Raw genomic sequence first — 14,991 nt, 5'->3', positions numbered from 1 at the left:
GCATACACAGTTTAATAATCTTCCAGCAGCAATTCTTTATCCTCAGGCAGAAGTTTTGCAGCAAACGCTGATGGATCTTGTTTGGTATGCTCGATTGAATCAACAACCCAAGCATTATTGCCTTGTGTATAGCGGATAATCATTACTCCATCATCGTCTAGCTTATGTTCACTTGTTACCACCTTTTGCTGATCAGAGTAATTAAACTCCATGAAGTAGGGATCAATTTTTCCCACATCGCTTACTGTACTTTCTCCGATATTAATCTTGCTAAAGCTATCCTGACTTAACAAGTGCGTTAATCTCCATACGTCAGAAACATAGCTGCTGCTCATGTACATTATAAAAATATGACTGCCGCCAGATACATTTCGTATTTCATAGGAATAGCCTTTCATGCGTCTGGTGATATCGGCTTTTCCCAATTGCTTCTCAATTTCTGCCTTATGAAATGCAAAAGACATGCTCGAACGAATGGAATAGGGGATATTTGAAACGGAGCTTTTGTTAAGCTCTATTGGAGTGGTTTGTATATTTGCATTTGAATCACTGCCGGTTAATACGACAACCAGAATTAATAATGAAATGAATAGAGAAATCTTTGAATAAATACTAAACGAAATCTTAAAAGAGTGATCCAAGGAAATCCTCACCTTTCTCGCGCTTAACCTAAATAGTTACTCAACTGTTACATAGAACGGATTCGTTTATATTCAGCTAATTTCCTGCATGTGTCTAAGATTTTTCATAGTGGCGGAGCGCAATTTATACCTCTCGAATACTTTGTGATATGATCTGAAGTAGATATTATAGAAACTTACCTTAAGGGAGTGAATAGGGTGAAAAACATGCGCATGCTGGCTTCGGGAATTATCATGCTTCTTGTGCTTGGACTTGTTAATTTCTACATTGGATGGCATCTGTGGGTTCTGTTCCAGGAATGGCTGCCGGGTATTCATGCTGCTGCTTACTGGCCTGTCTTTCTTGTGATTGCCTTCTCTTATATTATTGGCAGAGTTCCGTTGCCGAAGGCGCTTAAGCCGGTTGGCCGGTTGTTCAAGGTGGTCGGCTCCTATTATTTGGCCTGTATGGAGTTTGCCGTGATTCTGCTGCCGCTGACCGATCTGGTATATGGAGTGCTGGCGCTCACCGGTGTGGGCCTCTCGGCGTTTGTTACCGAAGCTGGAGCTACCGTACTGGCACTGCTTGCCGTATTCCTGCTATGGGGTTCACGCAATGCCTGGAGTACAGTGGTGCGGAGCCACAGACTGAAAGTCGATAAGTCTATCGGAACCAGCGTTCCGCTGACGGTAGCGGTTGCCTCTGACCTGCATCTGGGCAACATTGTCGGGAACCGCCATTTACGCCGGATGGTCACGGAGATTAATGCGATGAATCCCGATATCGTGCTTCTGGCCGGAGATGTGCTGGATGACAGCATTGAACCTTTTATCCGCAATGGAATGGACCAGCAGCTGAAGCAGCTTAAGGCACGTTACGGGGTCTATGCTGTGCTGGGAAATCATGAGTATTATGGCGGTTCGATTGCACAGTACACTGAAGTGATGAATAACATCGGCATTAAAGTTCTGCAGGATGAGGTTGTGGAAACTTCGGGAGTGTACGTTGTGGGCCGCAAAGATAAGACGGCGGAGGCGATGGAAGCAGGCGGACGGCTCAGTGTAGAGGCGCTGCTGGACGGACTTGACCGCACGAAGCCGATTATTATGATGGATCATCAGCCGACCGGCTTCGAGCTTGCTGCGCGGGCTGGCGTGGATGTACTGCTGTCGGGACATACCCACCGCGGGCAGATTGCTCCGAATCACTGGATTACGAGACGCCTGTTCGAGCTGGACTGGGGTTATCTGCTCAAAGACAAGCTGCATGTCATTGTCTCCTCCGGCTACGGAACCTGGGGACCGCCAATCCGTCTGGCCAGCCGCTCTGAGCTGATCAAGCTGGAGGTTGTTCTGGAGGGTAGTATGAGCTACAACGAAGAACCAGTGACTTCAACGGCTAAGGCGGTATTGATCTAACGATTGTCTAGTGGAGGCAACATAATTGTACGTGAGTCAGCTACTGTGTTCTGAACCATCCACCGTGACTGTACCGTCTACTGGAACTGAACCATCTATCGGATGTGTACCATCTACTGAAACTGAACCATCTATCGGATGTGTACCATCTACGGTAACTGTACCATCTACCGGATCTGTATCATCTACCGGATCTGTATCATCTACTGGAACTGAACCATCTACCGTAACTTGTACCTTATGACGTATTCCGTGTGCCTTCCGCCATGCCCCCTACCTTCGACTGAAGGATAGGGGGTTTTATGTTATACGAAAAGTAGGACAAAGCAGGCCTGATCCGATCAAGCGAGGGAAATCCTGCAGAAAGTACAACATTTCAAATTCGATCTCGCTAATTTACCGGGAATCTTGCACAAAATATAGGCGTGTTGATTTCCCAAAAAAAGGGACGAAAAAGGCCGCCATTTCGGGTAATGGTAAGTACGACCAAACCAAACCGAAATGAGGCGACCTCATGAATAAATATACCCCATTTTTAGCCGTTTTCAAACAAGTATTAACACCGGAAGAAGTCCAAATGGTGACTGGACAAACCAAGGACTACGTAGATAGTGGAACCAAAATGACCGTCGGGTTGCTACTCGATTACTTTGTCCAAGCCTGCTACCACAAATGGGACGGCTTCCGGCAAAGTGCCCGCTTAGGCCCAAACTTTGACTTGCCTGAGATTCATTACTCCACCCTTTCCGGCAAGGCCGGTGAAGTCCCTTACGAAATCTTCAAACGTATCTTTCAACTGCTCGTCAAGAAATGTAACCGACAAACCCGGCGGCATCTGAATCTTCCTAAAGATCTTCTGCTGATTGACTCGACGACGGTCACGGCGGCGAATTCCCGAATGCCTTGGGCCTCGTACAAAAAATTTAGAGGGGGCATTAAGCTGCATGTCGCTCTTTCGCAAGGTCAGCGTTTACCCGTGAACGTGGAGGAATCGATTGCGAAGCGCAATGACGCTCCGTTTGGAGAAGTTTTGGCAGATACGGACTACATTTTGGTACAGGATCGGGCGTATGGAAAAATTAGCAGATTGGATCAATATGTGCTCCAGGGCCAGTCGTTTGTGATTCGACTCAAAGACAATCTCCATTTGGTGAAGCCGAGAAACCTCCAGCGACCCGCAGAGGGAGAAACGAAAATTGTTCGTGATATGACTTGTTATATCGGTCAAGGGAAGTGCCAATCCGCTCAGCGCCACCGGGTCGTAGAATTTGAAAATGACCGGGGGGAAGTCGTACGGGTCGTGACCGATTTGAGAAAAGAGTCCGCTCATGTAATCGCCGAAATCTACAAGGCACGCTGGGAAATTGAAGTCTTTTTCCGCTGGATTAAACAGCATCTGAACGTGCCATGTCTATTTGGAACCACCGAAAATGCAGTATACAGCCAATTGTTTGTGGCCCTTGCTGTCTATGTGCTTCTGAGACGCGTTTATGATGAAATCCACTCCAACGTGCCTGCCTTTGCTCAACTGACCCTTTGGGAATTTATGCAGCATTGGCGTATATTTAGTCTTCCGCTGGAGTGGCAGGTTCAATTGAGTCTGCTCAGGAACAAGGTTGTTTTGGGAATTATATCCATTCTATAATATGGGGAATCAACAGGCCTGCACAAAATACAACAATTCAGTCGGATAACCCGCTGAATCGTAAGAATTGTTGTAAAAAGTACAACAATAACCAATTTTACAAGTAAATATAGAATAAATCTTGCATTTAGTACAACAATCCAGGCTTAGTCCGGTTAAGTCACCAGTAATTCTGAGCAAGAACGAATGAATAACCAACCGCATGTCCAACCGAATGCCCAAACCAACCGAGTACTGAAATCGTATGATCAAACAAGTATCAAAACTGCAAGTCCAAACGCACACCTAAACTATGTGTCTTAAAAATGGCTTTTAGTATAAACCCACACCTACCAGGGGTGCTCTGATGCAACATTTTGACAATAAGAGCTGGTTGAGTTATTCTCTATATAAATATAGTTAAGCTATTAACTAAAATGAGCTTGCGGCGTTAAGAGGCGTTAAGAGGCGTTATGTCTCGTTAAAGGGCGATATGGACAAAACTTTGAATGGTAGAATGGGTGATCAAATGGGTGGGCGGATGAATAAACCAGCCGACGAACTATTGAACGGACTGATGGATGATTCTATGAATGGACTTATGAATGATCGAGTAAATGATCGGCTGGATGCACGGATGGATGCTTTGCAAAAGTATGTGCTGGAGCTGCCGCTCCACAATGAGGTTTTCTTCGCTATGGTGGGAGCGACAGCCCATGCAGTAGCCGTATCCGAGAAATACTGGCAGGCTCAAGGGCTGAACGGGGCAAGAATCCGCGTACTGGTTGAGATTGCGAAGCACGGGGGAGCGATACTACCTTCGCTGCTCGCAGAGAGAATCGGTGTAACCAAAGCCAATATCAGCCTCCTGCTCACTCCGCTGGACAAAGACGGTTATATCTCCCGTGCGGATCATGCCAAGGATGGACGCAAGACGGTGATTTCGATTACCGAAGCTGGCCGCGCCCTGCTGTCTGAACAGCTGCCTGGAAACCGGGAAGCTGTTGCCGGCGTGATGAAGCGTCTGGATGATACGGAGCTGCACCAGCTGCTGGGTCTGCTGAACAAATTGAGCAATCATACAAGGGAGAGATAATAATGAAGATTATGATTACTGGCGCCACCGGACAATTGGGAAGGCTGATTGTAGAAAATGTGCGCAGCCGTATCCCCGCAGAACAGGTTGTAGCCGGAGTACGGAAGCTTGAGCAGGCGGCGTATCTCCGGGAGCAAGGCTTAGAAGTCCGTTATGCCGATTACGATGTGACGGAATCGCTGGATGAAGCCTTTCGCGGAATTTCCCGGCTGCTGCTAATCTCCAGCTCGAATACGGATGACACCGTCCGTCTGATCCAGCACAAGCGGGTTATTGATGCTGCTAAGCGAAGCGGTGTCGGGCATATTCTCTATACGGGTTTTGCTTTTCCCCGGCAGAGATCTGAGCAGAGCAAGCCGGACAATGTGCACACGCTAACCGAACAGGCGATTATAGAGTCCGGACTGGAATATACTTTTTTGCGCAATGCCTTATACATTGATTTCGTAGGAGTGCTGGGGCTGAAGGAAGCACTGTCCAGCGGGGAATTGATAACCGCTCCGGGTGAATGGAAGTTCAATTCGGTAACACGTGGAGATCTTGCGCTGGCAACTGCGGCTGTGCTTAGTGAAGGTGAGGCAGGCAATCATATTTATGAGCTGGCCGCTGCACGTACCTGGGATTTTACAGATCTGGCTGAAGTATTAACCGAGGTTGCCGGGAAGCCGGTGGTACACCGTCAGGATGCCGCAGCTCAGCACTGGATCTATGCTTTTATGAGCAAGCTGGATACCTCATCCACTTCAGGAGATTTGGAACGGCTAATGGGGCGTCCTGTCACACCGCTGAAGGAGAGCATTATGCCTTTTATTGAGCTGCCGGAAGAACGGATAATGTAGAAATGGACTAAGGGTTGTCTCGAAACTGGTTTGTTGCTAGTATGATGTCATTGAATTCGGCAAGCCCGGAGGGAGAGCTTACAGTTGAAAAAGATTATAGTAGCCGACGATGATGTCCATATCCGCACGCTGCTGCGGCATGTCTTGACGAGAGAGGGGTATCATGTCCTGGAAGCCGGCGACGGCCGGGAAGCGGTAACCCTGATGCAGGAGCAGACAGTGGATCTCGCGGTGGTGGATGTGATGATGCCGCACATGGATGGTCTGGAGCTATGCTCGTACATAAGGGAAACTTACGATATTCCGGTGATCCTCCTGACGGCCCGCCAGCAGCTCAGCGACAAGGAGCAGGGGTATCTGCGCGGGACGGATGATTATGTGACCAAGCCTTTTGAACCGGAGGAGCTGCTGTTCCGCATTAAGGCACTGTTCCGCCGTTATTCGATTGCCTCTGACGACAAAATCCGCCTGAACTCACTGGTGATTGACCGTAAGAATTATGAGATCAGTGACGGGAATGAGGTGCTTTTGCTGCCGGTGAAGGAATTCGAGCTGCTGGCCCAGCTGGCGCAATATCCTGGACGGCTGTTCTCGCGCAGTGAGCTGATCGAACGGGTCTGGGGAGCGGATTATGAGGGGGATGAGCGGACGGTGGATGTGCATATCAAACGGCTGCGCCAGCGGTTCAGCGACTACCAGAATGATTTCACGATCCGCACGGTACGCGGGATTGGCTACAAAGTGGACATGGTGAACACATGAGATCGCTGTATGTAAGAATGAGTATTGTGTTCTGCTCGGTCATAGTGATCAGCAGTGTACTGGGGTTCCTGGTTTCCAATCTCTATTATCAGGCCAAAATCAAACCGCAGAACGATGCCAAGCTGACTAAAATGGCCATCGGCTTGCAGCAGTTCATTCAGGACCACCCGGATGCGGCGGAAGAGTATCTGCTGAGTACAGCCTCGTTAGGGTACAAGATGTATCTGTCCAATGACAACGGCGATGAACAATTCTACGGCCTGCCTTTCCGCAAAAATGACCTGCAGGAGGGAGCGCTGCAAAAGGTGCTGGCGGGGGGGATTTACCACGGAGTCGGTAATTTCCCCAGCTCAGCATTTATCACCGGCTTCTTCGATAATCAGCTCAGCAATTCGATTGGTGTACCTGTTCAGATCACCGGACAGACTTATGCGTTGTTCATGCGTCCGGATGCTGAGGTGCAGTTTGGGGAGCTGCGGATCTTTTTTGCCGTGCTGATTGGCGTCATTATCTTATTCAGCCTGTGGTTCATGCTCATTACAGTATTCCATGTGGTGAAGCCCATAACGCGGTTAACCGAGGCTACGCTCAAAATATCCAAAGGCAGATACGACATCAAACTATATACCGCCCGGCGTGATGAAATCGGCCAGCTGGCCTCCCATTTCATGACGATGAGCCGTGAACTGGAACGGACGAACCGGGCGCGTCAGGAATTTGTCGCCAATGTCTCGCATGAAATTGAATCCCCGCTGACGTCCATCCAGGGTTTTGCCCATGCGCTCAAAGACGGTGCGCTGCCCGAACCCCAAAGGCTGGAGTACCTGTCGATCATAGATGAAGAGAGCCGCCGGCTATCGGTGCTCAGCAAGCAGCTGCTCACGTTATCCTCACTCGACTATGAAGAACATGCCCTGCAGAAGCGAAGCTTCGACCTTCGTGCCCAGCTCCGCCAGGTCATGCAGATTATGGAATGGCATCTTACAGAGAAGGAGCTTGCAGTCCGGCTGCACGTAGCTGAAATTACACTGGAAGGCGACCCTAACCTGCTCTATCAGGTATGGATGAACCTGGTCTCGAATGCCGTGAAGTACACTCCGGCGGGCGGCACAATCAGTATTGCAGCACGTGCAGACGATCATACCTGCATTGTAACGGTGGCGGACAACGGTGGAGGGATTCCTGCGGAGCAGCTGCCGATGATCTTCGACCGGTTCTACAAAGTGGATCAGGCGCGCACCCGTGACAGCAACAGCAGCGGGCTGGGGCTGGCCATTGCACAAAAGATTATCCAGGCGCATAACGGTACGATCGAGGTGGCAAGTACGGTTGGAGAAGGGACTACCTTTACTGTCTCCCTGCCCAGCCATTATATTGATTGAGCAGACGTTTAGTAACTGATGAACTATAGTTCAATCTGTATAATGTAATTCTTTATTCATACTCCGTTCATTTTCATCCTCTAAACTGTGGATATACAGATTAGAAGGAGTGGTTATATGTTTTTGGCTTTACGGGAGATGAGGCATTCCAAAGCACGCTACAGCCTCATAATGGTGATTATGCTGCTGGTTTCGTTTCTGGTTCTGTTCGTAACGGGCCTGGCCAGAGGACTTGCCTATGCGAATATCTCGGCACTGGAGAATATGCCTGCGAATTATTTTGTCGTGCAGAGCGACGCTGACCATACGTTTAGACGTTCACAGTTAGGCGAATCGGAACTTGCAGCAGCCCGTGCGGTAGCCGGGGAGGCGAAGGCAACTCCGCTTGGCGTGCAGACCAGTACTATTACTGCTGCCGATGCGGATGTGAAGGCGGACATTACTTTTTTTGCCGTAGATATGGCGGGGATGCTGGCTCCTGAAGTGACGGAAGGTGCTGGAATCACCAATGAAGTTCAAGGTAGTGCCGTGGTAGATTCGAAGCTGAAAGAGTCCGGTGTCACGATCGGCAGTACAATAAGTGATCAGGCAACAGGCATGAGCTGGACGGTTAGCGGTTTTGTGAAAGACAGCTCATACAGCCACACTCCGGTGGTATATATTAACCAGCTGGATTGGCAGGCCATGAAGCAAGGGGCGGTTCAGGGCGGCAGCTCAGACAGCACAGGCAATGCTCCTTACAACGTTATCGCGCTAAAAGTATCTTCTGCACAGGCATCTGAAATTGCCGGACAGCAGCAGGCGGTAGAGGTGATTACCCAGAAACAGGCGATTTCCAGTGTCCCCGGATATGCGGCTGAACAGAATTCACTGCTTATGATGATAGCCTTCCTGTTCATTATTGCTGCAGTTGTACTTGCCGTATTCTTCTACGTCATCACAATCCAGAAGACCAGCCAGTTCGGTATTCTTAAGGCAATGGGTACCAAAATGTCCTATTTAGCCTGGAGCGTAGTCGGCCAAGTCCTGATTCTGTCTGTAGCCAGTCTGGCACTGAGCCTGCTGCTTACATTCGGAATGAATATGGGGCTGCCGGATGCGATGCCGTTCCAGCTGGACGGGCAGACGATGATTCTGACCAGCCTGCTGTTCATCGGAATGTCGCTGCTGGGTTCACTGATTTCTGTAGCAAGAGTAGCCAAGGTGGATGCCTTGGAAGCGATAGGGAGGACTGGAGCATGAGTGCCAAATTAATCATGAAGCAAGTGACCAAAACCTACGGGGACGGAGACGGGGCAATGACTGTTTTGAATAACCTGGATTTTACGGTGAACGAGGGTGAATTCGTAGCAGTACTGGGGCCTTCGGGGTCCGGCAAAAGCACTTTTCTCTCTGCCGCCGGTGCTCTGCTCACCCCAACTAGCGGGGAAATCTTCATCGATGGTGAATCGCTGCGTGACAAAGACAAAGGGGCTTTGACGGAGCTGAGGCTGCAGAAGATCGGCTTCATGTTCCAGAGCGCACAGCTGCTGCCTTTCCTGAAGGTGGAGGAACAGCTGCTCTATGTTGCCAAGCTGGCTAAGCTCACCACGAAGGAAGCCAAGGTTCGGGCAACCTATCTGCTGAAGCGTCTGGAAATCTGGGAGCGGCGCAATCAGTATCCCGAGCAGCTGTCCGGCGGTGAGAAGCAGCGTGTGGCTATTGCCCGGGCGTGGATGAACAAACCGGCTATCCTGTTCGCAGATGAGCCGACAGCGAGTCTGGATTACAGCCGCGGCAGAGAAGTAGTGCGGATGATCGCTGACGAGGTGCGGAGCGAAGGCAAGGCAGCCGTTATGGTAACCCACGATGACCGCATGCTGGAGTGGTGCGACCGTGTGCTTCATCTGGAGGATGGCGTGCTGGTTCAAGCCTAGGTTATGATTTGAGTGGATAGTGAGACTGAATCCCGGGGACGGGGTTCAGTTTTTTTGTTAGTTTGGAAGATGATGTACATCAGTTGTGGACAACTAAGTTTTAGACTGATCCATAAAATGAAGCAGCGGCAGAAGAAGACTGCATAGATAAAGTCTTCTTCTGCCGCTGTTGTTGTTTAACTAACCTCCACTAAGGATCCAACCTACCTTAAGTTCGCAGCTATGCCTTGAAATCGCTGCTCGCTCCATTCGTTAGAATTGCGCTCACAATAATACTGAAAACATGCTCAGCTCGTGGCACTGACGAGGGCTGGTCGCCGAGCCATGCAAGTGCAGCAGCTAGCGCGAACAGATCATCACCGTTCATGTCGGTACGCGCAAGTCCCCTGGACTGAGCGCGAACGAGAAGCCGTGCACCTGCCTCTCGTAACGTGATGCATGAAGCGTGGAGTGCGGACTCCGTGTCCTCCATGGCCTCAACCATAACTGTCACAACACCCTGATAGATCCCAGTGAATGTAACGACCTCACGTAGCCAAGACACAAGTGCATCACCGGGTGAATCCGCAGTCTCGAGCTCACATGCCTTTACGGTCAACTCGTCGAAGCCTGCACGGAGCAATGCATCAAGTAGCGCCTCTCTGGTCGGAAAATGACGATATAGTGTGCCGAGCCCGACACCAGCTCTGCGTGCGATATCGCGCAGCGAGGCATCGGCGCCGTGCTCAGTTACAACGACGTTCGCGATTGTCAGTATGTGCTCATAGTTTTTCTTTGCATCGGATCGCATAGTTATCCTCCTTGACAATAGGAGCAGTGCTCCGTATAATCATAAACGGAACGGTGATCCGTTTAAACGGAGCGCTGCTCTGGTAAGTATAACTCATTTGCATGAAGGGAGAAAGCCAGATGTCTAAAGATACAATGAAAGCAATTCGCCAGTATGAATTCGGCGGCCCAGAGGTACTGCGTTACGAGGAGGCGCCGTTTCCCGAGCTGAAACCAGGTGAGGTGCTGGTCCGCGTTCACGCGGTTGGCATCAATCCGCCTGACTGGTATTTGCGCGAAGGGTATAAGGATCTTCCTCCTGAGTGGCAGCCAGCGGTGTCCTTTCCCTTAATTCTGGGGTCGGACGTGTCGGGCGTCGTCGAGGCGGTAGCTACGGATGTACAAGGCTTCTCCATCGGCGATGAAGTTTTCGGTATGGTTCGTTTTCCTAGTATGGGGGAGAGCACTGCTTATGCCGAGTACGCCACCGCACCAGCATCAGATCTTGCGCTGAAACCGGCTGGCATCGATCACGTGCTTGCTGCAGGAGCGCCAATGGCAGGTCTCACCGGATGGCAGTTCCTGATTGAGCTGGGGCATAGTGAAGCGAATCCGTTTCAACCGGAGCCGCATCGTCCGGTGCCGCTTAAGGGCAAGTCGGTACTCATCAATGGCGCTGCGGGCGGCGTGGGGCATATAGCAGTACAACTGGCTAAATGGCAGGGCGCACATGTCATCGCGGTCGCATCTGGTAAACATGAGTCATTCCTGCGCGGGCTTGGTGCTGACGAATTCATTGATTATACCAAAAACTCTCCTGAGGATATCGCCAAAGACATTGATCTCGTCCTCGATACCCTTGGTGGTCCAACAACCGGTCGATTCTTGCGCACGCTCAAGCGAGGCGGAGCTTTGTTCCCGGTATTCATAGGCTTCTCTGACGCTGAGGAAGCCGCGAAACTGGGCATCACGGTATCAATGACCCAGGTGCGCTCCAATGGTCCGCAGTTGGCGGAATTAGGACGCTTACTCGATGCCGGGACGGTTCGCGTCGCCATTGATAGTACATTCCCGCTCGCCGATGCTCGCAAGGCGCATGAGCGGGTATCCGGTGGACACATTCAAGGCAAAATCGTGCTCACGATCGTGTAAAGATGGCAGCTCACTCTCCTAGCAGAACGAGAATCAGTTATGAAGCATTTTACTCACTTAGTTAAGAAAAGGATGAACAGCAATGATGATACTCATGGGTTACGCTCACCTAAATCCATCTGATGTGAATGAATTCACTACAGAAATTCAGGCCGTTGTTTCCAGTACGAGAGCTGAAAAGGGATGCCTGTTTTATGCCTTTACTTTGGAAGATGCACGCACCGGACGTATGCTGACTGTCCAGCGGTGGCAAGATCAAGAATCGCTGACGGCCCATGTTGAAAGACATGAGTCAGCGCCGTTTTTGAAAAAGTGGGGGAACAGGATGACAATGGACATTCAAAAATACGACGTCTCGAACGAGCGCTCATTTATGGAGTGAAAAAGTTGTTTAGACCGTGGACTCCCCCAATCTCTAACAGAAAAGATCAGAACGTGAAGTTTCACACTCATTCGGCTTTTGTTATCCAATTGCGGGCACTAGTTTCATTTTCCACTACTAAAAGAGATTTGAGCTGTTCTTGGCAACAGAAGTAAGAAGGATCCGCTGCGGCGGATCCTTCTGCTTTGTATTAATAAAGTATCGGCTCCTTAAACATAACTTCCTTTTGCTTAATGAAACATCTGCCAGTCTACAACTTTATTTTCTCCCAACCGCAGATTCGTCTGAAGGACGAGTATGCGAAAAACCGAACACAATGTGCTTCTACGAAGGTAATAGGGCCAGATGTATGCGAAAAACCGAACACAATGTGCTTCTACGAAGGTAATAGGGCCAGATGTATGCGAAAAACCGAATACAATGAGCTTCTACGGAGGTAATCGGGCCAGATGTATGCGAAAAACCGAACACAATGTGCTTCCCAGGATGCTGCTACGGAATGAGTCTGAATGGAGTTTTGTAAGGTAACTTTGTCCTAAATTAGGCAATTATGAATTTGGAAAAGAAGCAGCAGCTTTGTACTGCGATTCACATTCCTTGTTCAGCGGTAGATATCGTTGCTGCCGGGGATGCCGCTCTGGTCAGCTCCAAGTTATGCTTAGAGGAACTGGAGCGAGGGGGAAGAAGCTGACATGGAAAATTCATTGAATCTGCCGGGTGTCTTGCTGCCGGCGGCGCTGGGCGGAGGCGGTTATATTACCGGCCTGCTGCAGCATCCGGCGGACAACCGTGTATTATATGCCCGCTGTGATGTGGCGGGCGTCTTCCGCAGCAGGGATGGCGGGGAGAGCTGGGAGACCCTGAACCGGGGGATGACCCAGGCTTACCACCATCAGGTGCAGAGCTTTGCCATTAGCTGTCATCACCCGGAGGTGATGTTCCGCTGCTGCGGCGAAGTGAGGAGCAGGACCTTCTACGGCGCGGTGCACAAATCGGCAGATGGCGGGAACAGCTGGTATGAGGTCTGCGGCGGGATGGGCTTCTACGGCAACGGGCCGACCCGGATGTACGGGGAGGTCATTGCCGTAGATCCCTTTCATCCCGGTATTGTAGCGGCCGGAGGGTATACCGGCGGACTCTGGATCAGCAGGGATGAAGGAGAGAGCTGGGAGCAGAGCAGCCTTCCGGAGGAGCGTTTCGGGTGTGTAGCTTTTCACCCGGATCAGCAGGGTATGTTATATGCCGGAACGATCAGCGATGAGGAGCTGAATATGGATTATGCCGATCCGGGGGAGTACGGCATATTAGGGCTGCTGCAGGACCGCCCGCGGGGGAAGGCGGGCAGGCTGTATCTCAGCCGTGACTCGGGACAATCGTGGGAGCTGCTGGTTGAAGGTTCCAGCTTTGCCGGGCTGTCATTCGACAGCCGGGACCCGCAGCGGCTGCTGGCCGCCTGCATCTGGGGCGGCATCAAGAGCAGTGCAGACGGAGGGCAGACCTGGCAGTCTGCCGGAGTAGGTCTGCTGAAGGGAGCGCAGCGGTACGGGACCCTTGTCCAGGATTGGCATGTCCCGGAGCGCTGGTATACAGCACCTGATCTGCGCCCGCAGATGCAGGACATTCCGCCGATACCGCTGTATGTTTCAGACGATGGCGCGGAGCGGTGGAGGCTGCTGCATCATCACAGGGATAATGATTTAAGCGGCTTTCCGGCATACATGGACAGCTTTAACGGAGGTTCACGGGCTTCTGCTGCCGGCTGGGCGATCTCCAAGATTATCGTAGACCGGTTCACACCAGGCCGCCTCTATCTCTGCAACTGGTATGGGGTAGCCTACAGCGGGGATGGAGGAATGACCTGGCGGGCCGGGCAGTTCCGGGGGCTTGAGACCACCTGCATGGAAGCGGTGGTGGCAGATAAGCTGCAGCCCGGCAAGTTCTGTGTAACCATGGCGGATCATTCCCCGAAGGTGACTGAGGATGGCGGTCTCTCCTTCCGCAGTCTGCCCGGACTGTCCGGCTATTCCGGAAGCTCTGCGGCTGTTATTTCCGCAGCAGATCCGGGATTGTATCTGTACGGCCTCATCGGCCACGGCCGTACAGCCTGTATCGCTGTATACCGCGATGGTGAAGACCGTGCCCGAGCAGCTCTAACACTGGGTTCCGGGTTATTCGTGCAGGCTTTGCGTGAGGACGGCAATCAGCCGGGCATCTATTATGCCTATGTGGACGGGGCAGTCAGTGCAGGCGCAGGAATCTACCGGTCGCGGGACGGCGGCACTTCATGGGACCGCACAGCTTTTCGGCCTCCGGCTTATGTGGAGACACTTCCGCATCAGAAGCGCTGGATTGAAGCCGAGCTGCTGTCCGTTGTAGTCTATCAGGTCAAGAATGCCTGCGGGTCCAACCAGCTCATGGATACGAATCCGCATCAGGCAGGACAGTTAATTGCCGGAGAAGCCACGGAGGGGATTTGGCAATCCTCAGACCATGGTGACACCTGGGATTTCATAGGAGAGGGGCTTCCTTTTCAGCTTGGCGGCCCGGCTTCAGTACTGAGCGCAGTGGCGTACTCTCCCTCCTGTCCGGGGACAATCTATGCGGGGTTTATTTCGGAAGGGCTATGGCGCAGCAGTGACGGCGGACAGAGCTGGCACAAGCTGTTTCCGGTTATGGCAGGCAAGCTCTTCAATGTATCAGCACTCTGTGTTGGGCGGGGTGAACACGGAGAGGATGTGCTGATATCGGCCAGCGAACCGATGGTCCGGACCTCCACAGAATCTGAAATGGCCTGGAGCCGGGATGGGGGAGATACCTGGGAGGAGTGGGAGCATGCCCCGCTTGGAGCTGTCCGCTGGAAGGGGATTGCGCTTGATTGTGAGGTCAGACAAGTGCTTGCCGTCACCTGCGGCAACGGTGCTTTCCGCGGGACAATCAGCCTGTAGCGGGTATTGCTGCTTTTAACTGCGTTGTCATTGCTGAAACACAGTTTTCGTTGCTGCGGGTTCTTGTTGAGTCTCAAGGAAAACGC

The 14,991-nt window shown here is 51.4% G+C and carries 13 protein-coding genes; 11 read left to right on the top strand and 2 right to left on the bottom strand.

Annotated features, from left to right (window positions below):
• Window positions 1-11: 11 nt before the first annotated feature.
• Window positions 12-641, bottom strand: coding sequence for a hypothetical protein (locus tag NSQ73_RS16440; RefSeq protein ID WP_340987312.1), 630 nt, complete (start codon window positions 639-641; stop codon window positions 12-14).
• Between the two features lie 207 nt (window positions 642-848).
• On the opposite strand from NSQ73_RS16440, the gene NSQ73_RS16435 reads away from it, so the two are divergent.
• From NSQ73_RS16435 to NSQ73_RS16400, 8 genes are all read left to right on the top strand, one after another.
• On the top strand, window positions 849-2,039 hold the full coding sequence (locus NSQ73_RS16435; protein WP_340989297.1) for a metallophosphoesterase: 1,191 nt from the start codon (window positions 849-851) through the stop codon (window positions 2,037-2,039).
• Window positions 2,040-2,553: 514 nt separating this feature from the next.
• On the top strand, window positions 2,554-3,684 hold the full coding sequence (locus tag NSQ73_RS16430) for an IS4 family transposase (RefSeq protein ID WP_340987311.1): 1,131 nt from the start codon (window positions 2,554-2,556) through the stop codon (window positions 3,682-3,684).
• Between the two features lie 520 nt (window positions 3,685-4,204).
• Window positions 4,205-4,759 (top strand): MarR family winged helix-turn-helix transcriptional regulator, encoded by a 555-nt coding sequence (locus NSQ73_RS16425; protein ID WP_340987310.1) that lies wholly within the window; start codon window positions 4,205-4,207, stop codon window positions 4,757-4,759.
• Window positions 4,760-4,761: 2 nt separating this feature from the next.
• Window positions 4,762-5,598 (top strand): SDR family oxidoreductase, encoded by an 837-nt coding sequence (locus NSQ73_RS16420; RefSeq protein ID WP_340987309.1) that lies wholly within the window; start codon window positions 4,762-4,764, stop codon window positions 5,596-5,598.
• 84 nt (window positions 5,599-5,682) lie between these two features.
• A complete protein-coding gene (locus tag NSQ73_RS16415; protein ID WP_039292716.1) occupies window positions 5,683-6,360 on the top strand; it encodes a response regulator transcription factor in 678 nt (225 codons plus the stop codon).
• The gene (locus NSQ73_RS16410; protein WP_340987308.1) at window positions 6,357-7,742 is read left to right on the top strand and encodes a sensor histidine kinase; all 1,386 of its coding nucleotides are present in this window, start codon (window positions 6,357-6,359) and stop codon (window positions 7,740-7,742) included. Before NSQ73_RS16415 ends, NSQ73_RS16410 begins: the two co-directional genes overlap by 4 nt.
• 117 nt (window positions 7,743-7,859) lie before the next feature.
• A complete protein-coding gene (locus NSQ73_RS16405; RefSeq protein WP_340987307.1) occupies window positions 7,860-8,984 on the top strand; it encodes an ABC transporter permease in 1,125 nt (374 codons plus the stop codon).
• On the top strand, window positions 8,981-9,658 hold the full coding sequence (locus NSQ73_RS16400) for an ABC transporter ATP-binding protein (RefSeq protein WP_042236243.1): 678 nt from the start codon (window positions 8,981-8,983) through the stop codon (window positions 9,656-9,658). Before NSQ73_RS16405 ends, NSQ73_RS16400 begins: the two co-directional genes overlap by 4 nt.
• 220 nt (window positions 9,659-9,878) lie before the next feature.
• Here NSQ73_RS16400 and NSQ73_RS16395 read toward each other — a convergent pair whose 3' ends face one another.
• On the bottom strand, window positions 9,879-10,448 hold the full coding sequence (locus tag NSQ73_RS16395; RefSeq protein WP_340987306.1) for a TetR/AcrR family transcriptional regulator: 570 nt from the start codon (window positions 10,446-10,448) through the stop codon (window positions 9,879-9,881).
• Between the two features lie 119 nt (window positions 10,449-10,567).
• On the opposite strand from NSQ73_RS16395, the gene NSQ73_RS16390 reads away from it, so the two are divergent.
• The 3 genes from NSQ73_RS16390 to NSQ73_RS16380 all read left to right on the top strand — a co-directional run bounded on the left by NSQ73_RS16390 (window position 10,568) and on the right by NSQ73_RS16380 (window position 14,905).
• Complete coding sequence (locus NSQ73_RS16390) at window positions 10,568-11,578, top strand: NADP-dependent oxidoreductase (RefSeq protein ID WP_340987305.1); 1,011 nt, start codon at window positions 10,568-10,570, stop codon at window positions 11,576-11,578.
• 82 nt (window positions 11,579-11,660) lie between these two features.
• Entirely contained in the window at window positions 11,661-11,960 is a 300-nt protein-coding gene (locus NSQ73_RS16385; protein ID WP_340987304.1) for a putative quinol monooxygenase, read from the top strand.
• Window positions 11,961-12,652: 692 nt separating this feature from the next.
• Window positions 12,653-14,905, top strand: a complete 2,253-nt coding sequence (locus NSQ73_RS16380) for a hypothetical protein (RefSeq protein WP_340987303.1) — start codon at window positions 12,653-12,655, stop codon at window positions 14,903-14,905.
• Window positions 14,906-14,991: the final 86 nt, after the last annotated feature.

The organism is Paenibacillus sp. FSL R10-2736 (genome assembly GCF_038000245.1).
GTDB lineage: Bacteria > Bacillota > Bacilli > Paenibacillales > Paenibacillaceae > Paenibacillus_AQ > Paenibacillus_AQ phytohabitans.
The sequence above is the reverse complement of the archived record's forward strand: the minus strand, read 5'-3'. Positions and strand labels throughout refer to the sequence as shown.